The following is a 19,881-nucleotide window of genomic DNA, read 5'->3' on the forward strand; positions in this document are numbered from 1 at the left end:
CAACTCGAACTGCAGGCTCCGATCGATGGTCGATGATGGCACGCCCGTATGGCCCCGACGGACGCCCGGGACGTCCCGATGCCATGACGTGATCAGGCTGTGACCGCTTCTTCCAGCAAGGCCAGTGCCTTTCCGGTCAGTTCCGGCCTGTCGTCCTCCGCGCCGCTGAGCCAGTGCACACGCGGGTCGCGGCGGAACCAGGAATCCTGGCGCCGGGCGAAACGCTTCGTGGCGCGTACGGTCTCCTCGCGCGCCTCCTGCTCGGTGCACTCACCGGCGAGCGTGGCGAGGACCTGCTGGTAACCGAGCGCACGCGACGCGGTACGGCCGGTACGCAGTCCCGCCGCCTCCAGCTCCCGTACCTCCGTGACGAGGCCCTCCTCCCACATCCGGTCGACGCGGGCCGCGATCCGCTCGTCCAGCTCCGGCCGGGAGACGTCGACTCCGACCTGCACCGTCTCGTAGACCGCCTCGTGGCCGGGAAGGTTCGCCGTGAAGGGACGTCCGGTGATCTCGATCACCTCCAGGGCGCGCACGATGCGGCGTCCGTTGCTCGGCAGGATCGCTCGGGCCGCCTGCGGGTCCGCCCCGGCCAGCCGGCTGTGCAGCGCTCCGGAGCCCTGTGCGGCGAGTTCGTCCTCGAGCCGGGACCGTACGGCCGGGTCGGTGCCCGGGAAGTCCATGGCGTCGATGGCGCCCCGTACGTACAGGCCCGAGCCGCCCACCAGGACCGGGACCCGGCCGGCGGCGCGCAGCCGCTCTATCTCCGCCCGTGCGAGCCGCTGGTACTCGGCGACGCTGGCCGCGACCGTCACGTCCCAGATGTCCAGCAGACGGTGCGGGACGCCCTCGCGCTCGCTGCGGCTGAGCTTCGCCGTACCGATGTCCATGCCGCGGTAGAGCTGCATCGAGTCCGCGTTGATCACCTCGCCGCCGAGGTGGCGGGCGAGGGCGACGCCCAGGTCGGACTTCCCGGCGGCGGTGGGGCCGACGACCGCGACGACGGGCGGGGCCGACGGGAACCCGGACGGGGACGCAGCCGGGGAGGCCGACCGGGACGGGGACGGGAGTGCGGCATTCACGCCGTCAGTGTCGCAAACCTCCCGCACCCCTCCGGACCCGAACGAGCTACGTGACGGCGGCCCGCCGGTTTCGTTGCCTGTTGCGAGGGTCCCGCAGCCGAATTCCGGGACGGTTCCGCCGCAGGCGGGGAGAGGCGCTCGTTCCCGGTGCGCCGGATCGCAGCCACGTGAGTAAGGTCAGGAGTGTAGATATGGGCGTCTTTGCAAGACTTCTGCGCCGCTCTTCCGGGTCGCCCCGGAAGCCGGCCGCCGGCGCCGCTACGGCCACTGAGGCCGGGGCGGCCGGAAAGGCCAAGAATGAGGAGGTTGCGGCGGCCGGATCCGGGGACGAATCCGAGGATGTCGGCATCCCGAAGCAGCAGTCAGCAGACGGAGCAGCCGACAGCGAAGCCGCGGACGACGCCCGCAACTGAAACTGCCGGACGGAAGGAAGGTGTCCGCCATGGGCTTCATGGACAAGGTCAAGGGGATGCTGGGCCAGCACAGCGACAAGGTGACCAAGGGAATCGACAAGGCCGCAGGCATGGCCGACTCGAAGACCAAGGGCAAGTACAGCAACCAGATCCGGTCCAGCACCCAGAAGGCCAAGGACCAGGCCGAGAAGTACGGCCGCCAGGGGGGCGGCTCGGAGGGACGCGGCGGCGGGAAGGGCCCGCAGAGCGGGTCCTGACCGCGCCCTGTTCCGGACGGCCGGCAGCTGTCGGTCCGCGGCCCTCCGCAAGGGCCGCAAGCACACACGTGGGCGTGCGCCCGCCGGAGATCCGGCGGGCGCGCGCCCGTTCGCGTCAGGTCACATCCGGCTGCATCCCGGGCAGAACGGGGCCGTGAAATCCGGGACGCGAGCCCGGACCGGTCAGGTCCAGCTCGCGACGAAGTAGCCGACGCCGTAAGGGGCTTCGTCGTAGAGCAGCTTGCCCCGCAGCCGGCCGGCGTTCCCGTCCCCGCTTCCGCCGCTGCCCGCCGCGCCCGCGAGCAACTGCCAGCAGGAACGGCCCGATGCGTTCAGCTCGTACGCCAACTCCTCGTCCAGCGCCAGCAGTCCGCCGGCGTCGGCGCTCCCCAGGGCCCGGGCCGCCTCCGCGTCGAAGGCCGTGGCGCGCTCGTCGAAGTAGCCGGGGGCCTTGACCGTACGGCAGTTGGTGCCGTCGCCCATGACCAGCAGCGCCACCCGTTCGGCAGCGTCCGCGAGTTGACGCCCCGTCTCCTCGCAACGCGCACGGCTGAGCGGTTCGCCCACGCCGAGGCCCTCGACGGGTGCAGCCGTCCATTCGTTGCGCGTCAGCAGCCACGCCCCGACGGCCAGGGACGACGGCAGCGGGCGGGCTTCGGCGGGAGGCTCTCCCTTGCCCAGGGAGACCTCCAGATCCACCCCGTAACCGCGGAAGGAACCCCGCGCGCCCTGGGGATGCGTGCCCCGCGCGGACTGCTCCGCGGGGCCGGCGACGACGAGACGGTCCGGGCGCGCGGCGGCGAGGGCGCCGAGGGCGTCGTCGCATGCGGCGCGGGCGGCGTCCATCTCGTGGGCCGCGCCTCCGGCGACCTCGGGAACGAGGAGGGGCGGGCAAGGGCATGTGGCGGCGGCGACAAGCATGGCGGGCAGCCTAACGCCGCAAGTCGCTCTGCGTAACCACGCGATGCGGACTCGTGCCGGTCCCGGAATCGCGCCGGCCGGCGGCACCCGTCACCCGTCGGACGACGGGCGGCTACGGGCGGCTGAGGTGCCGCTCCGGACGCATCAGCAGACCGCGTCAGCAGACGCCGCAGCCGCTGCCGCCCGCGTCGGCCGGCAGCGGTTCGGGGGCGCCGACGGCCGGCAGCCCCAGCATCACGCCTTGCTGCCCGGCCGCCTCGCGGGGAGCGGCGTTCCGCGCCTCCCACGCGTCGCCCGCGCGCGTACGCCGCACGGAGGCGGGCGGCGCCTCGGCGAGCAGGTGGTGCGGCGCCGCGTAGGTGACCTCGACGGCGACCATGTCGCCGGGGCGCACCGGTTCCCCGGGGCGGGCGAAGTGCACGAGCCGGTTGTCGGGGGCGCGTCCGGACAGCCGCTTCGTGGCGTCGTTCTTACGGCCCTCGCCCTCGGAGACGAGCAGTTCGAGGGTGCGTCCGACCTGCTTCTTGTTCTCCTCCCAGGAGATCTCCTCCTGGAGGGCGACGAGCCGTTCGTACCGCTCCTGGACGGTCTTCTTGGGGATCTGCCCGTCCATCCCGGCGGCGGGCGTCCCGGGCCGCTTGCTGTACTGGAACGTGAACGCCTGCGCGAAGCGCGCCTCGCGCACGACGTGCAGCGTCTCCTGGAAGTCCTCCTCGGTCTCGCCGGGGAAGCCCACGATGATGTCCGTCGTAAGGGCCGCCTCCGGCATCGCCGCCCGCACCTTCTCGATGATGCTCAGGAAGCGCTCCTGCCGGTAGGAGCGCCGCATCGCCTTCAGCACCCGCGACGAACCGGACTGCAGGGGCATGTGCAGCTGCGGCATCACGTTCGGGGTCTCCGCCATGGCCGCGATCACGTCGTCCGTGAAGTCGCGGGGATGGGGGGAGGTGAAGCGGACGCGCTCCAGGCCCTCGATGCGGCCGCAGGCGCGCAGCAGCTTGCTGAACGCCTCGCGGTCGCCGATGTCCGAGCCGTAGGCGTTGACGTTCTGCCCGAGCAGCGTGATCTCCGTGACGCCCTCGGCGACCAGCGCCTCGACCTCGGCCAGGATGTCGCCGGGCCGGCGGTCCTTCTCCTTGCCGCGCAGCTGCGGAACGATGCAGAAGGTGCAGGTGTTGTTGCACCCGACGGAGACGGAGACCCAGGCCGCGTACGCGCTCTCGCGCCGCGTCGGCAGCGTCGAGGGGAAGGCCTCCAGCGACTCGGCGACCTCGACCTGCGCCTCCTCCTGGATACGGGCCCGCTCCAGCAGCACCGGCAGCTTGCCGACGTTGTGCGTGCCGAAGACGACGTCGACCCAGGGGGCCTTCTTCACGATCGTCTCGCGGTCCTTCTGCGCCAGGCAGCCGCCGACCGCGATCTGCATCCCGGGCCGCGCGGCCTTCTTCGGCGCGAGCTGACCGAGGTTGCCGTAGAGGCGGTTGTCGGCGTTCTCCCGCACCGCGCAGGTGTTGAAGACGACCAGATCCGCGGCGGCACCGCTGTCGCCGCCGTTCGCGCCCTCGGGCGCGCGCACGTAGCCCGCCTCCTCCAGCAGGCCCGCCATCCGCTCGCTGTCGTGGACGTTCATCTGGCAGCCGAACGTCCGCAGCTCGTAAGTCTTCGCAGTCATCTCAGTCGGACAGGGTACGCGCTCGGGCGCGGCGCACGCCCCCCGCTTCCGGGTCCCCCGCTCCCGAGGGGCCCCGTCACCCTCTGCCCCGTTCCGGCGGAAGACCGCGGCTCAGGCGCGTCCGGGGGCGGCCGAGGTGAGCGGGAAGGCGACTCCGGTCAGGCTCTCCGACAGGCTCCACAGGCGCTCGGCGTCGCGCTCGTTGCGCGCGGCCGCGCTCCTGCCGGCCGGTGCGGGGTATCCGCGGCTCTCCATCAGGCCGCCGGGCCCGGTGTAACTGCCGCTGGAGAGCGGCTGGGTGGCGGCGTAGAGCGTCGGCAGCGCGCCCATCTCGTCCCGCTGCGCGACCAGCCGGTTGCCGATCGCCATGAAGGCCTTCTCCAGCTTGTTCGTGGTGTGGCCCTGAAGGTTGGTCGCGGCGTAGCCGGGGTGCGCGGCGTGGGTGGTGACCTTGGAACCCGCGGACTCCAGGCGCCTGGCCAGTTCGGCGGTGAAGAGGAGGTTCGCGAGCTTGGACTGTCCGTAGGCGCGCCAACGGCTGTAGCCGCCACGGGAGTTGAGGTCGTCGAAGGCGATGCGTCCCATGCGGTGCATCCCGGAGGAGACGGTCACGACGCGGCCGGTGATGTGCGGCAGCAGGAGGTTGGTGAGGGCGAAGTGGCCGAGGTGGTTGGTGCCGATCTGCATCTCGAAGCCGTCGGCCGTGCGGCGCTCGGGTATCGCCATCACGCCGGCATTGTTGATCAGGAGGTCGAGCGCGCCCTGCCACTCCTCGGCGAAGGTGCGTACGGAGGCCAGGTCGGCGAGGTCGAGCCGCCGCACCTCGGTGCTGCCCCGAACCGTGGACGCGGCGGCCGCACCGCGTGCCGTGTCCCGTACGGCGAGGACGACGTGGGCGCCGGCGCGGGCCGTCTCACGTGCCGTGATGAGGCCGAGTCCGCTGTTGGCGCCGGTGACGACGACGGTGCGGCCTGAGAGGTCGGGGAGTTGCTGCGCTGTCCATGCGGAAGTAGTCATGGGTGCGAATGTAGTCAGTGACTACATTGCTCGTCAACGCCGCTGGACAAAGGGGTCGTTGACCAGGGAGGCAGAACGGCGGTCGAGTACTCTGCCGCCATGCGCGCCCGCTCGTACCATCACGGCAATCTCCGTGCCGCCCTTCTCGCACGGGCCGAGGAGACGGTGCGTGAGCGTGGGGTGCAGGCGCTCTCCCTCCGTGAACTCGCCCGCGACACCGGCGTCAGCCACGGCGCCCCCCGCCGCCACTTCGGCGACCGGCAGGCGCTGCTGGACGCGCTCGCCGAGGACGGATTCGTACGCCTCGGCCAGGTCCTCGACGGAGCCGTACGGGACGCCGAACCGGACTGCACCGCCCGGCTCCAGGCCCTCGCCGGCGCATATGTCCGCTTCGCCACGAGGCACGCGGCCCTGCTGGAGCTGATGTACGCGGGCAAGCACCGCGAGGGCGCCGAGTCCGTGCACGCGGCGGCGGAGCAGGCGTTCGCGGTCTCCCTGGGCGTCATCTCGAAGGCGCAGGAGTCGGGCGAACTCGAACCCGGCGACCCGGAGTCCCTGGCGCAGGTGGCGCTCGCGACGCTCCACGGGCTCGCCGCGATGGCCAACAGCGGGATGCTCGACGTGGAGGAACTGGAGACCGTCGTGCCCGACGCCGTCGAGAGGCTGCTCTCGGGGCTGCGCCGGCGGTGACCGCCGGCCGGGGCGCCCGAGCACCGACGCACCCCGAGCTCCGCGCACCCCGACCACGCCACGAACCGGGCACCGCACGGACCCCACAGCGCACGCACTGCGGCGCCGTACGCACCGGGCACGCACGGACCGCGCGGGCCCTGCGGAGCAGCCGCCGGGCATCCGACGGGCTCCCCGGCCTCGCTTCCCGCGCCCGTGGCTGGCACGATCACCGTCCATGGCCGGTCTCCCCCGAATCGCACACCTCACGGGCGGCCGCCTGCGCCCGGGCAGGCGGTACGTGCTCCGCGCCGCAGCGGCCGTGGCCGTCGTGCTCGGGCTGCTGCTGTGGTGGCTGCTGCCCGGCGGCAGCGCGGCCCCCAGCGGCAAGGTCTCCTTCGCCACCGGCGTGCCCACCGGGGTCTACGCGCGCTACGGCACCCTCCTCCAGGACCGGCTGCACCGCGAGATGCCCGACGTCCGGCTGCGGCTGCTGCCCAGCCAGGGATCGGTGCAGAACCTGGACATGCTCACCTCCGGCAAGGCCTCCTTCACCATCGCAGCCTCGGACGCCGTTGCGACGTACCGCGACGGCAAGGAACCGGGAGCCGAACGGCTGCGCGCGTGCGCGCGGCTGTACGACGACTACATCCAGCTCGTCGTCCCGGCGGGTTCGGGCGTACGCAGCGCGAGGGACCTCAAGGGCATGCGGGTCGGCGTCGGCCAGAAACGCTCCGGCGTGAACCTCATCGCGGGACGGCTGCTGCGCGCCGCCGGCCTGGACGTGGACAAGGACGTGCACGCGGTGCGCCAGGGCATCGACCGCATGCCCGGACTGCTGGAGAAGGGCAAGATCGACGCCTTCTTCTGGTCCGGCGGCCTGCCGACGAGCGCCATCGAGAACCTCTCCGCCAAGACCAACATCCAGCTCGTCCAGCTCGGCGACCTGGTGGAGGAGCTCCACGCCCTGCAACCGGAGACGCGCCATTACCGCGCCGCGGTGATGCCGGCCGACGCCTATCCGGCGGTGCAGCAGGGAGAGCCCGTCAACACGGTGGCCGTCGCGAATCTGCTGGTGACGACCGACCAAACGGACACCGCCCTCACGGAGGGCATGACCCGCGCGGTGCTCAACAGCCGCGACCAGATCGGCGAGAAGGTCCACGCGGCGCAGAAGGTCGACAGGCGCACGGCGATCTACACGGCACCGCTGCCGCTGCACAGGGGCGCCCGTCACTACTACAGGTCGGTCAAGCCGTGAGGCGTCGCCCCTAGGCCGTGTCCGGAAAGTCCCTCCCCCAGACTCCGTCTGAGTGGGGGTCCCCCCAGCGCAGCGAGGGGGCGTGCCCCCAGGACCGCGCTAACGGGCGGACGACGCTACTTCGCGGACACGCCCTAGGCTCCGCCTCATGGCGCAGGAACACTTCAAGGACGGGACGCTCTCCGGCGAGGGCGAGTACGACGACGACGGCGAACGCCACGGGCCGTGGACCTTCTGGTTCCGCGACGGCGGCATGCAGGCCCAAGGCACGTACAAGGCCGGGCAGTTGGACGGCGAGTGGATCTGGCACCGCAAGGGCGGCGGCCTGCTCCAGCAGGGCGCGTTCGTCGACGGCGAGCAGCACGGCTTGTGGCGTCGCTGGTACGAGGGCGGGCAGCTCTGGGACGAGGGCGAGTACAGCCACGGCAAGAAGACCGGGGAATGGGTCACTTACGACAAGGAAGGCAAGGAGTCGAAGCGGAGGACCCACCGCTGACCGCGCGGGTCACCTGGCCTTCGCCGTTTTCCACAATCGCACCTTGCCGTCCTCGGCCGCGGTTGCGAGGAGCCGGCCGCTCGGGCTGTAGGCCAGGCCGCTCACACCGTTCTTGTTCCCCTCCAGGACGGCCCGTGGTTCGCCGTCTGCCAAATCCCACAGGCGCACCTCACGCCAGTGGACGGTGGCGATCGTCTCGCCGTCCGGGCTGGACGCCACACCGTCGGCAGAGGTGAACCCTCCGTCGTTGAGGGGGTCCGTCTCGCGACCGCTGGCCACATCCCACTGCCTAATCTTGTCTGACGAACTGACGGTGACCAGAGTCCCGCCGTCCTGACGGAACGCCACACCCGTGACGCTCCCGGAGTGGCGCAAGGTGTGGCGTTCCTTGTGGCCGGCCACGTCCCACAGCTTCGCCGTGGGCGGCGCACCGCCGGCCGGTTCATAACCCGCGGAGGCCACCGACCGGCCGTCCGGGCTGAAGACGACGTCCCACACCGGCAGGCCGTGATCGAGAGTCGCGAGATCGCGGTGCTTCTTGCTGTCGGCGTCCCACAGCCGCACCTTGCCGTCCTCGCTGCCGGTGGCGAGCAGCTTGCTGTCCGGGCTGAACGCGACGTCTCTGACTGGATGCGAGGTACTCGCCGTGAGGGTCGCGATCTGCCGGCGCTCCGCCACGTCCCACAGTCCCACCGTGCCGTCGCCGGCGACGGCGGCGAGCAGCTTGCCGTCGGGGCTGAACGCCACAGACAAGATCCCCTGCACTTGTTCCTCACCGCGGTCGTCACGCTGGGTGAGGGTGCCGCGCTGTTCGCGCCCCGCTACGTCCCACAGCCGCACCATGCCCTTCTGGACACCGGCAGCGAGTGTCTTCCCGTCCGGACTGAACGCAACGTCGCGAACCGCGTCCTTCTGACTGGTGAGCGTGGCCGTGGGTTTGCGCCAGGGAGGAGAGCCTTCGCGTTCGGGAAGGAAGAGGATGGCGGAGATCAGGGCGGCCACAAGAAGGAAGGCGCCGAGCGCGCCCCAGACGACCCACGCATCTGACTTCCCCGCTGCCGAAGAGCCAAGGGAGGCATAGGGATTCTGGGAGTACGCCTCCGGCGGGGAAGAGCCCGGCGGGGAAGAGCCCGGCGCTCGACGCGGCGCTCCCGGAGCCGGGTCCTGCTTCGTCGGGGCCGGCACGGGCGGTCCGAACTCGCCGGGCGGTCCCGGCTGGACGGGGGCAGCGGGCTGAGCAGGCTGAGTCGGAGCCGAGTGGACGTCGACGACCGTGCCTTCCGGCGTGGGCGTCCGGCGGCAGAGCTCGATGACCTCGGCGGGGGTGGGCCGCCGTTGGGGGTCCTTCTCCAGGCAGCGGGCAGCGACCGTACGGACGGGCTCGGGGCAGTCGTCGAGGTCGGGATCCTGTTCGAGGATGCGATAGGTGACGCTGTGGGCGCTGCCGCCGCCGAAGGCGAGCCGTCCGGTGGCGGCGAAGTGCGCGACGAGTCCGAGGGCGAAGATGTCGACGGCTTCGGTGAGGGCCTGCCCTCTGATGTATTCGGGCGCCATGTACGCGGGCGTTCCCGCCCGCATCCCCGTACCGGTCACCGATGTGACGTCCGCGGCGCGTGCGATACCGAAGTCGATGACCTTGGGTCCCTCGGCGGTGAGGATGATGTTGGAGGGCTTGAGGTCGCGGTGGATCACGCCGGCGGCGTGGATGGACTGCAGGGCTTCGGCCACCCTGGCGATCAGTGCCAGTGCGGCATCGACCGGCAGCGGACCTCCCCCTGGACTTCGTCCGGGGGGACCCCCATCGTCCACGGCGTCCTGAAGGGACGGCCCGGGAACGTAGGCCGTGGCCAGCCAGGGCTCGTCGGCCCGCAGGTCCGCGTCGACCACGGGCACGGTGTAGAGCCCCTGGACCCGCCTGGCCGCGGCCACTTCCTGCTCGAAGCGCTTACGGAAGGCCGTGTCGCCCGCGTACTCGCGGTGCACGAGCTTGACCGCCACCTCGCTGCCCGCCGGCGTGTGCCCCAGATACACGCGGCCCATCCCGCCGGCGCCCAGGACCGCCTCCAGCCGGTACGGACCGACCTCGGCCGGATCGGCGGAACCGAGCGGCCGGTGCGGCGGCGGAGTGGTCGGCCAGCCCGGTCGCTGTCCCCCGCCGGCAGGCGGAACTGCCGGGCGTTCATGGCCCAGTTGAGACATGCCGACGTCTCCCCCCGTGCGTCCGAGTCCACACCGCGCCGTCCGCCGACTGATGCGGCGCGGATCGCCCGGCGGCCCCGGCGACGGCCCGCCCGGGCTACCAGGTCCAGGCCTCGCGGGGGTCCGAGCGAGCCACAGAGTAGACGACCCCGACACCGCTGGCCAGATCGTCCAGGGGTGCCGGAGTACCGCGGGGACGTTGCTCGCTCCCGCGGCGGAGCGGTCCGACTCAGCCTGTCGCGCCGCATGTTGAAGGGACAGGCGCGTCGCCGCGTCTCGACGCCCGCCTGAGGGAGGCGATTCCGCTACGGCGGCTGCGCACAAGCCTGCGCCGTCCAGTTGCCGGACGCGAACGGCAGGGACCGCGCGCTAGTCGCGCTCCTGCGCAACCCTGACGACCAGTTGCTGGAGTATGTCCGGGCTCGCCGTGATCCCGGCTCTCAACTCCCCGGCCCTTGCCTCCCGGGCGGGAGTGACCCGTCCGGTGAAGAAGATCACGGGACCCAGGTAGAAGTTGCCGCGGCGGAGCCCTTCGACATCGGTGAACCCGGCCTCGTGATCGTCGCCGCGAGTGATGTCGGAGATCAGCAGGTCATGCTCTTCGGCTGCGAGATGCCGCTCTGCCTCCGCCCTGTTCTCGACGACGTCGACGTACGCCCCGGCGCCACGCATCGCCCGGACGTCGAGCTCCACGCTGGACGGATTGTCGTCGATCCACAGGATGCGCATGTCCTCCAGCGGTGGCCTGGAACGCGCCCCCGGACGGTCTGCGACGGAGGGCTCGGCGCGGTACGCCGCCACGTACGACTCCGGCTGCGGTGCAGCGGGCTCGGCGACGCTCTGGCGCGGCTGCTGCCGGAGCCGCTCGATCAGCTCCTCGGACTCCGGCTCCTTCATCAAGTCGTCGATCAGGGACGTGAATCCGCGGTCGTTGGCCAAATCGGGAAATCCACTGGGCAGTTGCTTTTCCAGATCGGACAGGTTCTCAGCCCAGGCGTCCGGGTTCTGCAGCGATGGCTGACGCACGTGATGCTCCGCGAAGAAGCGCGTCACTTCGGCGCCACTCGCTGCGCCGCCGTCGACCTCGAGCAGTCTGAGCCGGACCTGACGGTAGGTCTGGAACTCGGCGAGGACATCACTCTGGGCGCTGTCTCCACCGACCAGCATCCGGTAGAAGTCGGGGTAGAGGTACTGAAGCACAAGAGCGCTGATCACGGTGTCGACGGCCCGGTTCACGAAGTCCCGCCACAGCGGGTTGAGTCCGATCTCCAGCACGAATCCGTTGATCAGCTTCTTGATACGTCGCGGATTGCGCTCGGAGTGCTTCGCGATGCGGGAGACGAGTCCGGCGTCGAGCAGCATGTGGATGCCGGAATCATGCGCGCAGCGACGGATGAAGTCCTCGATTCCGCTGCTGTCCGGCACGCGAATCCGGTACGTCGTCTGGAAGATCTTCTCCATGAAGGCCGACCCGGCGGGTGACAGATCACGCAGCAGACCGTTGGAAGCAAGCGCCGAACGGTCACAGCCGATGACGAACGCGAGCCCCGGTACGTCCAGATAGACCTTCACCGCCTCGCACACCGCGAGAACCGTCTCCTCCGAACAGCGGTCCAGGTCGTCGATGAAGACGACCAGCAGGTGCTGGGGCGAGAATTCGCCCGTCTCCACCCGCTCCTGCACTGCCTCCTTGATCGCATCCCGCATCTCGTTGCGGGCCTGCGGACTCACGGCCAGCCCTCGCCACAGCTCGTCGACCAGGCGGCTCACACCCAGCGGCCCGGCCACCAGCATGAACAGGGCGCGGATCAGGGTCAGCAGCGTTCTGCGCTCGGAGATCCGGTGCACCGCGCGGCGCAGGACACGCTTGTCGAATTCCATCAGGACGGACTTGAGCAGGCCTTCGAGAGCGTCGGCGCCGGTCGAAGTCCACGCGTTGTACCAGACCGTGCGAGCCCCGTGGACCTCCGTCAACTCCTTGTCGACGAGATGCATCAGGCTGCTCTTGCCCGTCCCCCACCCCGAGTCGACAGCCAGTGTGAAGGGCGTGGAACTCCGGGAGGCGACCAGCAGCGCGGCGAGTTGCTGAGCGGGGTCGCGGGCACCCAGGAAGTCCGCTTGCGGGTCGACCACCGGCTCGTCGTTGATCAGTGAGAACTGCAGCGGGTTGAACCCGGCCAAGGCGTGCCCCCGTCGTGTGCGCCGTCGAAACGGCCGCCATCGTAGTCGTACGCGACGGGGTCAACGGGGCTCAACTGCCGTACCAGCGGCGGAAGTCGGACCGCCCAACACCCACCCTGCACCTGTCGGCATTTCCTCCGGGCATTCGAACAGCCCGGTGCTGGGCTCACCACAGCGTCAGGCCCTGACCCTGGCCCACGTCCAGGTCCGCCCAGACGGTCTTGCCGGAGGGCGAGCGGGGCGTGACGCCCCAGCGGGCCGCGAGGGCCTCCACGAGCAGCAGGCCCCGCCCCGACTCGGCGGCCAGGGGCGGGGGTTCGGGCCCGACCGGGCCGATCGGGCCGAACTCGTCCTGTGCGTCCGCGACTTCGACACGGAGGGTGGCCGGGAGCAGCAGGCCCGGGCCCGTCACCAGGCGCAGTCTGAAGCTGCGTCCGGGGACACGTCCGTGGGTGGCGGCGTTGGCGGCCAGCTCCGCGATGAGCAGCGTCCCCGTACGGGAGACCTCGTCGTCGTACGGCCAGCCCCACGCGGCCAGTTGATCGGCTCCCATCAACCGGGCCAGGCGGGCCCCTCGCGGGGTCGAACTGAACAGCTGGGCGAACTCGTGTACGGGGGCGCCGATTTCGGTCGGGGCGATCTGGGTTTTCACGTTACGGAGAGTGGCTGAAAGGTCATGATGGGTCGAGGGGTTCGGGCGGTACGAGGGGTCCCGGTACCTGTGCGGTCGTGGCGCTGTACGCCGCATCAGCGGTGACGGAGTGCCCCGTCGCCCGTTGAGTACGGGCACGAAGGGGGTGGCGTGACATGACCGAGGGCGAACACGTCGCGCAGCGGACGGAGGCCGGCGGCGACGCCGTCGACCCGCTGCTGAAGGCGATCGGCAGGCAGATCAAGTTCCTGCGGGAGCGGGCGGGCCTCACGCAGGCAGAACTGGGCGAACGGATCGGTTACGGCGTCGACTTGGTGGCGTCGGTCGAGCGGGGGCGGCGTGCGCCGAAGCCGCAGTTCATCGACGGCGCGGAGCGGGTGCTTGATGCGGGCGGGTTGCTGAAGGCCGTGGAGGACGATGTCGAGCGGGCCCGGTACCCAGCTAGGTTCCGCGAATTCGCGATGCTGGAAGCTGAGGCAACCGAGATCCACACGTACAACAACCACGTGATTCCTGGTTTGTTGCAGACCGAGGACTACGCGCGGGCCATCTACAAAATGCGTCGGCCCACGCTCACCGAAGAGAAGGTCGACCAGCAGGTCGAGGCGCGACTTTCACGCCAGTCCGCCTTGGTGAGACAACCGTTTCCCGTTCTGAGTTTCGTCATCGAGGAGGTGGTGCTACGCCGCCCCTTGGGTGGGATGCCGGTGCTTCGTGATCAGCTGGGACACCTGCTGAATGTCGGGCAGCTGCGCCACGTCGAGATCCAGGTCATGCCGACGGACCGCGAGGAGCACGCGGGCCTGGTGGGTGCGATGACCATCCTTGAACCGGCTGACCAGCCAAGGGTTGCGTACACGGAAAGTCAGGGACGCAGCACGTGGTTCACAGCGCACGCCGACGTGCGGACCATCGATGCACGATATGGGATTATCCGAGCGCAGGCTCTTACGCCTCGTGAATCTCATGAGTTCATCGAGCAGTTGCTGGGAGAAAGATGACCGACGAAGATGCCGTTCGCCTCCAAAACGAGCTGATCTGGGTGAAGAGCAGCTACAGCGACAATGAGGGCGGCGAGTGCGTCGAAGTCGCCTGGCGCAAGAGCAGCTACAGCGACGCAGAGGGCAACAACTGCGTCGAAGTCGCCGACGCGACCTCCGCCGTCCGCATCCGGGACTCCAAGGACCCGGAGGGTCCCCTGCTCACGGTGCCCCGTACCGGCTGGACGGCGTTCCTCCAATACGCCACCGCACGCCGAAACACAACGCTGTCGTAGCGGCCAGCGGGATGGCAGGCTCCTCACCAGGTGGAACGTATCGAGCACCAGAGGACCCGTAGATCGGAGCAGCCGCATGCACGACGACCGCCGCATCGTTGAGGACCGCCTGCGCCGTGTCCTGGCCGAGCGGATCAAGCCGGCCGTATACAGCAGCCCTCTCGCCCTGACCGTCGAGCGCTGGGACGTACCGGGCGAGCCGGTGCCCGTAGCCGAAGGGCTCGCCGCCACGTATGCGCCCTCGAAGGCCGGTGAGCGGTGGGGCCCGGCGTGGGGCACGACGTGGTTCAAGGTCACGGGGCAGGTGCCGCAGGAGTGGCAGGGCCGCACGGTCGAGGCGGTGCTGGATCTCGGCTTCGAGCGGAACATGCCGGGCTTCCAGTGCGAGGGGCTGATCTACCGGGCGGACGGCGAAGCGGTCAAGGCGCTGAACCCCCGTAACGACTGGGTCCGCATCGCCGAGGCGGCGGCCGGCGGCGAGGAGGTGGAGCTGTTCGTCGAGGCCGCGGCGAACCCCATCGTCAACACGCCCCAGACGCCTACGTACCAGGGCGACAGGCTCACCTCCAGCGACCGTCCGCTCTACCGGCTGCGCCGGATGGACCTCGCGCTCTTCGAGACCGAGGTGTGGGAGCTGGTGCAGGACCTGGAGGTGGCCGGTTCGCTGATGCGGGAGCTGCCGCTGGAGGACGCGCGGCGCTGGGAGTTGCTGCGGGCGATCGAGGATTCCCTGGACGCTCTCAGCCTGCATGACATCGTTGGCAGCGCCTCTCGTGCACGTGCCGCACTCAGCGGTGTGCTCTCCACACCCGCGCGCCCCTCCGCGCACCGGATCAGCGCCGTCGGGCACGCGCACATCGACTCGGCGTGGCTGTGGCCGGTGCGCGAGACCGTACGGAAGGTGGCCCGTACGGCGTCGAACATGGTCAATCTCATGGACGACCACCCCGAGTTCGTCTTCGCCATGTCCTCCGCACAGCAGCTTGAGTGGATCAAGAACTACCGGCCCGAGGTCTACGCGAAGGTCAAGAAGAAGGTGGCGGACGGCCAGTTCGTGCCGGTGGGCGGCATGTGGGTCGAGTCCGACACGAACATGGTCGGCGGCGAGGCCATGGCGCGGCAGTTCGTCTACGGGAAGCGGTTCTTCCTGGAGGAGTTCGGCGTCGAGACGAAGGAGGTGTGGCTGCCGGACTCCTTCGGCTACACGGCGGCGATGCCGCAGATCGTGAAGCTGGCGGGGGCCAAGTGGTTCCTGACGCAGAAGATCTCCTGGAGCGAGACCAACAAGTTCCCGCACCACACCTTCTGGTGGGAGGGCATCGACGGCACGCGCGTCTTCACGCACTTCCCGCCCGTCGACACCTACAACTCCGACCTGGGCGGCGCGGAAATGGCGCACGCCGCCCGCAACTACCAGGAGAAGGGCGGCGCTTCGCGCTCGATGGCGCCCTTCGGCTGGGGCGACGGCGGCGGCGGTTCGACGCGCGAGATGCTGGCGCGGGCGGAACGGCTGAGGGACCTGGAGGGCTCGCCGCGGGTGACGGTCGAGAAGCCGTCGGCGTTCTTCTCCAAGGCACACGAGGAGTACGCGCAGAAGGCGCCCGTGTGGGCGGGCGAGCTGTATCTGGAGCTGCACCGCGGTACGTACACCTCGCAGGCGAAGACCAAGCAGGGCAACCGGCACAGCGAATCCCTGCTGCGCGAGGCCGAGTTGTGGGCGGCTACGGCGGCCGTACGCACCGGGCACAGCTATCCGTACGAGCAGCTGGACGAGCTGTGGAAGACGGTGCTGCTGCACCAGTTCCACGACATCCTGCCCGGCTCGTCGATCGCCTGGGTGCACCGTGAGGCCCGGGACACGTACGCACGTGTGCGGGCCGAGCTGGAGGAGATCATCGCGGGTGCGCAGGCGGCGCTCGCGGGCGAGGGCGACGTTCCCGTCGTCTTCAACGCCGCGCCGCACGCGCGCGACGGCGTGGCAGGGGGCGGCGCGGCGCCTGCCCGCGAGCGCACCGGCGGCACGCCCGTCACGGCGGAGGCACGCCCCGGCGGCGGCTGGGTCCTGGCCAACGGGCTGCTGCGGATCGAGGTCGACGGGCGCGGCCTGGTCGTCTCCGCGTACGACAAGGACGCCCGCCGCGAAAGCGTCGCACCGGGCGAGGCGGCCAACCTGCTCCAGATCCACCCGGACCTGCCCAACCACTGGGACGCATGGGACGTCGACTCCTTCTACCGGCACAACGTCACCGACCTGACCGGTACGGACGAGCTGGATCTGGCCGAGTCGGGCGAGGAGCGCGCGACCGTCCGCGTCGCGCGCGCCTTCGGCGGCTCGACGGTTGTGCAGCGGCTGACGCTGCGCGCCGGTTCGAAGGTGCTCGACATCGACACCGAAGTCGACTGGCACGAGAGCGAGATGTTCCTCAAGGCGGCCTTCCCGCTGGATGTGAAGGCGGACCGGTCGGCGGGCGAGACGCAGTTCGGGCACGTGTTCCGTCCGACGCACACCAACACCTCATGGGAGACGGCCAAGTTCGAGATCTGCGCCCACCGCTGGCTCCAGGTGGAGGAGCCGGGCTGGGGCGCCGCGCTGGTCAACGACTCGACGTACGGGCACGACGTGACCCGTACGGTCCGCGAGGACGGCGGCCAGACCACCACCGTGCGGCTGTCTCTGCTGCGGGCGCCCCGCTACCCGGACCCGGAGACCGACCAGGGCACCCACCGGCTGCGCTTCGCGCTCGCGCCGGGCGCGAGCGTGGGCGACGCGGTGCGGGAGGGCCACTGGATCAACCTGCCGGAGCGCACGGTGCGGGGTGCCGGCCGGGCTGTGGCTCCGCTCGTCGGCGTCGACGACGACCAGGTGGTGGTCGAGGCGGTCAAGCTGGCGGACGACCGCAGCGGGGATGTGGTGGTGCGTCTGTACGAGTCGCACGGCGGGCGCGCGCGGGCGGTGCTGTCGGCGGGCGTGCCGGTGACGTCGGTGACGGAGACGGACCTTCTGGAACGGCCGATGGAGGGCGCCCCGGCACACGAACTCTCCGCTGACGGCTCGATGGAGGTCACGCTCCGCCCGTTCCAGATCCTCACGCTGCGTTTGGCGAGGACGTAACGGGGTGCGCTTGCCGCGCGGGGGCGGCCGCCGCGGGGGCCCTCAACCCCGCGGCGCGGAGGGGCGAAGCCCCCTGGGCTCGCCCCGCGTCGGGCATCCGCCCGGCCCCGCCGGCACACGGCACGGCGGCCGCCCGCGGGGACCGGACTCCGCGGTGCCGCGGGCTGCGGGGCTCAGCCCGCTCCAGGCCCTGCCGCCACCCGCCGCCGCGGAGCGCGGCGCCCCTCAACCCCGCAGCGCAGAGGAGCGAAGCCCTCTCGGCGGCCCGGACGGAGTCCGGAGAGGCGGAGGCCCGCCACCGGCCCCCGGCAGCACCCGGCGAACTCGGCGGAGCCGGGAGTCACCCCTCCGCGTCAGCGGATTCCCGGGGCCGCTTCGTCAGGGAGACCGCCTTCCCCTGCGGACCGTCGTCGCCGTCGTCCGCCGTGGGCGGGTTCCGCGGAACGGTGATCAGGACGCGCAGCCCCTTCGGCTCGTTGTGCGCGTACGCGAGCTCCGCGCCGCCTGATGCCAGCAGCGCCCTCGAGATGGACAGGCCGAGCCCGGAGCCCGAGATGTTCTGGTGCCGGTTGCTGCGCCAGAAGCGGTCGCCGATCCGCTCCATCTCCTCCTCGCTGAGCCCCGGCCCGTGGTCGGCGACCTCCACGGTGACGCTGTCGCCCTCCCTGGAGACGCTCACGGTGACCCGCTCGCCCTCCGGCGTGAACTTGATCGCGTTGTCGACGACCGCGTCCAGGGCACTGGAGAGCGCGACGGGATCGGCCCATCCCGTCACCGCCTGCGGCCCGGCCGACTCCAGCACGCAGCCCCTGATGTCGGCGACCGGACTCCACGCCTCCACGCGCTCCGCCGCCAGCTCCGCCACGTCCGTCACCTGCAGATCGGCCGAGGCGTGTTCCGCCAGAGCCAGATCCAGCAGATCGTCCAGCACCCGGGCCAGCCGGTTCCCCTCGGCCTGTACGGACTTGAACTCCTCCTCGCCTTCGGGCAGTTCGAGGCCGAGCAGCTCGATGCGCAGCAGCAGGGCGGAGAGCGGGTTGCGGAGCTGGTGCGAGGCGTCGGCCACGAAGGCGCGCTGCTGCTCCAGCACGTCCTCGACGTTGTCGGCCATCTCGTTGAAGGAACGGGTCAGCCGCCGCAGCTCGGGAGGACCGCCCGAGACGGCGACGCGGGACTTGAACCGGCCGACGGCGATCTCGTGGGCGGCCCGGTCCAGGGTCCGTACGGGACGGAGCACCCAGCCCGTCAGGCGCAGCGCCAGACCGACGGCGAGCAGCGTCGCGGCAGCCTCACCCGCGATGATCGGCAGCCAGCCCTGCAGGATGCGCGAGCGCAGGTGACCGGTCGGCGAATCGGTGAGCACCACCGCCGCCACGTCACCGTCGCGGATGACGGGCGAGGCGACGGCGATGCGTCCCTCCTGCCAGGGCCACACCTGCGCGGGGTCGTGGCTGCGCCGTCCGGCGAGCGCCTCGGCGAAGGCGTCGGCGCCCTGTCCGGAGTCGGGCACGTCCCAGTTGCCGGGCGCGACGGCGAGGGCACGGCCGTCGCGGAGGAAGACGCCGGCCTCGATGCCGTAGAGGGAGTGGTAGCGCTCCAGCTCGTCCTGGAGTATTGCCCGGCGTTCACCCTCGTCCGGCGAGGAGGCCACGAACTGGGCGAGCGCGGCGAAGCGGGCCGTGTCGTCGATGCGGTCGACGACGACGCGCTGCTGTTCGGCGGCGGCCTGGCTCGCGGCGAGCGGGAAGCCGAGCGCGAGCAGCACCCCGGCGAGCAGGACGAGCAGCAGTGGCAGCAGACGGGCGTGCATGTCCTCTTCCGGCCCCCGGTCCCCTGCGGCTAGACGGTCTGCGACGGCTCGACAAGACGGTAGCCGACGCCCCGTACGGTCTCGATCAGTGCGGGCAGGCGCAGCTTGGAGCGCAGCGAAGCCACATGCACCTCCAGAGTCCGGCCCGTCCCCTCCCAGCTGGTACGCCACACCTCGCTGATGATCTGCTCACGGCGGAAGACGACGCCGGGGCGCTGCGCGAGCAGGGCCAGCACGTCGAACTCCTTGCGGGTCAGGGAGACCGCCGTGCCGTCGACGCACACCTGCCGTGTGGGCAGCTCGATGGTGACGGCTCCGACGCGGAGGGTGGTGTCCGCGGGGGTGGCCTCGTCCCGTGCCGTCCCCTCGCTCTCGTCGGGGGCGGCGCGGCGGCTGACGGCGTGGATGCGGGCGAGCAGCTCACCGGTGTCGTACGGCTTGACCACGTAGTCGTCGGCCCCGAGGTTGAGGCCGTGGATGCGGGAGCGCACGCCGCCGCGCGCGGTCACCATGATCACGGGGGTGGTGCTTATCTTCCGGATGCGGCCGCACACCTCGAAGCCGTCCTGGTCCGGCAGCCCCAGGTCGAGCAGGACGACGCCGAAGGGCGCCACCTCGTCGGAGGGCAGCAGCTCACGCAGGGCCTCCTCGCCGCTGCGGGCGTGCACCACGTCGAAGCCGTGCCGCCCGAGCACGGCAGAGAGCGCCGCGGCGACGTGATTGTCATCCTCGACGAGCAGCAACCTCACTCGGGCCTCCCTCCGCGATGCCGTCCAGGTGCGCGGCAGACCGCGCAACAGCACTGCATCCACCCGTATCGGTGCAGGTGAGTCAAGGGGCTCCTGATCTCACCGGCTTTCCGT

16 protein-coding genes are annotated in these 19,881 nt (G+C 70.9%); 7 read left to right on the forward strand and 9 right to left on the reverse strand.

The window, feature by feature from the left end; translation table 11 throughout:
* Positions 1–92: 92 nt before the first annotated feature.
* Positions 93–1,082, reverse strand: a complete 990-nt coding sequence (miaA, locus tag ACSMXX_RS06600; RefSeq protein ID WP_473183102.1) for a tRNA (adenosine(37)-N6)-dimethylallyltransferase MiaA — start codon at positions 1,080–1,082, stop codon at positions 93–95.
* Between the two features lie 442 nt (positions 1,083–1,524).
* Between miaA and ACSMXX_RS06605 the strand changes: the two genes are divergently transcribed.
* Positions 1,525–1,752 (forward strand): antitoxin, encoded by a 228-nt coding sequence (locus ACSMXX_RS06605; protein WP_473183103.1) that lies wholly within the window; start codon positions 1,525–1,527, stop codon positions 1,750–1,752.
* Positions 1,753–1,935: 183 nt separating this feature from the next.
* Here ACSMXX_RS06605 and ACSMXX_RS06610 read toward each other — a convergent pair whose 3' ends face one another.
* The 3 genes from ACSMXX_RS06610 to ACSMXX_RS06620 form a co-directional block, all read right to left on the reverse strand.
* Complete coding sequence (locus tag ACSMXX_RS06610) at positions 1,936–2,673, reverse strand: class III extradiol dioxygenase subunit B-like domain-containing protein (RefSeq protein WP_473183104.1); 738 nt, start codon at positions 2,671–2,673, stop codon at positions 1,936–1,938.
* Between the two features lie 157 nt (positions 2,674–2,830).
* Positions 2,831–4,345, reverse strand: a complete 1,515-nt coding sequence (gene miaB, locus ACSMXX_RS06615) for a tRNA (N6-isopentenyl adenosine(37)-C2)-methylthiotransferase MiaB (protein ID WP_473183105.1) — start codon at positions 4,343–4,345, stop codon at positions 2,831–2,833.
* Positions 4,346–4,456: 111 nt separating this feature from the next.
* The gene (locus ACSMXX_RS06620; protein WP_473183106.1) at positions 4,457–5,362 is read right to left on the reverse strand and encodes an oxidoreductase; all 906 of its coding nucleotides are present in this window, start codon (positions 5,360–5,362) and stop codon (positions 4,457–4,459) included.
* A gap of 99 nt (positions 5,363–5,461) precedes the next feature.
* On the opposite strand from ACSMXX_RS06620, the gene ACSMXX_RS06625 reads away from it, so the two are divergent.
* The 3 genes from ACSMXX_RS06625 (at position 5,462) to ACSMXX_RS06635 (ending at position 7,788) form a co-directional block, all read left to right on the forward strand.
* Entirely contained in the window at positions 5,462–6,052 is a 591-nt protein-coding gene (locus ACSMXX_RS06625; RefSeq protein WP_473183107.1) for a TetR/AcrR family transcriptional regulator, read from the forward strand.
* Between the two features lie 217 nt (positions 6,053–6,269).
* Positions 6,270–7,292 carry a TAXI family TRAP transporter solute-binding subunit gene (locus tag ACSMXX_RS06630; RefSeq protein ID WP_473183108.1) on the forward strand — a complete coding sequence of 341 codons (1,023 nt, stop codon included), beginning with the start codon at positions 6,270–6,272 and terminating at the stop codon, positions 7,290–7,292.
* A 148-nt stretch (positions 7,293–7,440) separates the two neighbouring features.
* Positions 7,441–7,788 (forward strand): toxin-antitoxin system YwqK family antitoxin, encoded by a 348-nt coding sequence (locus ACSMXX_RS06635; protein ID WP_473183109.1) that lies wholly within the window; start codon positions 7,441–7,443, stop codon positions 7,786–7,788.
* Between the two features lie 9 nt (positions 7,789–7,797).
* Here ACSMXX_RS06635 and ACSMXX_RS06640 read toward each other — a convergent pair whose 3' ends face one another.
* The 3 genes from ACSMXX_RS06640 to ACSMXX_RS06650 all read right to left on the reverse strand — a co-directional run bounded on the left by ACSMXX_RS06640 (position 7,798) and on the right by ACSMXX_RS06650 (position 12,820).
* Complete coding sequence (locus ACSMXX_RS06640; protein ID WP_473183110.1) at positions 7,798–9,987, reverse strand: WD40 repeat domain-containing serine/threonine protein kinase; 2,190 nt, start codon at positions 9,985–9,987, stop codon at positions 7,798–7,800.
* 369 nt (positions 9,988–10,356) lie between these two features.
* A complete protein-coding gene (locus ACSMXX_RS06645) occupies positions 10,357–12,168 on the reverse strand; it encodes a P-loop NTPase fold protein (RefSeq protein ID WP_473183111.1) in 1,812 nt (603 codons plus the stop codon).
* A gap of 166 nt (positions 12,169–12,334) precedes the next feature.
* Complete coding sequence (locus ACSMXX_RS06650) at positions 12,335–12,820, reverse strand: ATP-binding protein (RefSeq protein WP_473183112.1); 486 nt, start codon at positions 12,818–12,820, stop codon at positions 12,335–12,337.
* Between the two features lie 155 nt (positions 12,821–12,975).
* Here ACSMXX_RS06650 and ACSMXX_RS06655 point away from each other — a divergent pair, with 155 nt between their 5' ends.
* The 3 genes from ACSMXX_RS06655 (at position 12,976) to ACSMXX_RS06665 (ending at position 17,208) form a co-directional block, all read left to right on the forward strand.
* Positions 12,976–13,821, forward strand: a complete 846-nt coding sequence (locus ACSMXX_RS06655) for a helix-turn-helix domain-containing protein (protein ID WP_473183113.1) — start codon at positions 12,976–12,978, stop codon at positions 13,819–13,821.
* Positions 13,818–14,096: a DUF397 domain-containing protein gene (locus ACSMXX_RS06660; RefSeq protein WP_473183114.1), complete on the forward strand. Its 279-nt coding sequence runs from the start codon at positions 13,818–13,820 to the stop codon at positions 14,094–14,096. The genes ACSMXX_RS06655 and ACSMXX_RS06660 overlap by 4 nt, the downstream gene beginning before the upstream one ends.
* A gap of 76 nt (positions 14,097–14,172) precedes the next feature.
* Positions 14,173–17,208, forward strand: a complete 3,036-nt coding sequence (locus ACSMXX_RS06665; RefSeq protein WP_473183115.1) for an alpha-mannosidase — start codon at positions 14,173–14,175, stop codon at positions 17,206–17,208.
* A gap of 340 nt (positions 17,209–17,548) precedes the next feature.
* Here the strand turns inward: ACSMXX_RS06665 and ACSMXX_RS06670 are convergent, their stop codons facing one another.
* Entirely contained in the window at positions 17,549–19,018 is a 1,470-nt protein-coding gene (locus tag ACSMXX_RS06670; protein ID WP_473183116.1) for a sensor histidine kinase, read from the reverse strand.
* A gap of 29 nt (positions 19,019–19,047) precedes the next feature.
* Entirely contained in the window at positions 19,048–19,767 is a 720-nt protein-coding gene (locus ACSMXX_RS06675) for a response regulator transcription factor (protein WP_473183117.1), read from the reverse strand.
* Positions 19,768–19,881 lie beyond the last annotated feature (114 nt).

The sequence above is a fragment of the Streptomyces sp. DSM 116795 genome (assembly GCF_055792905.1).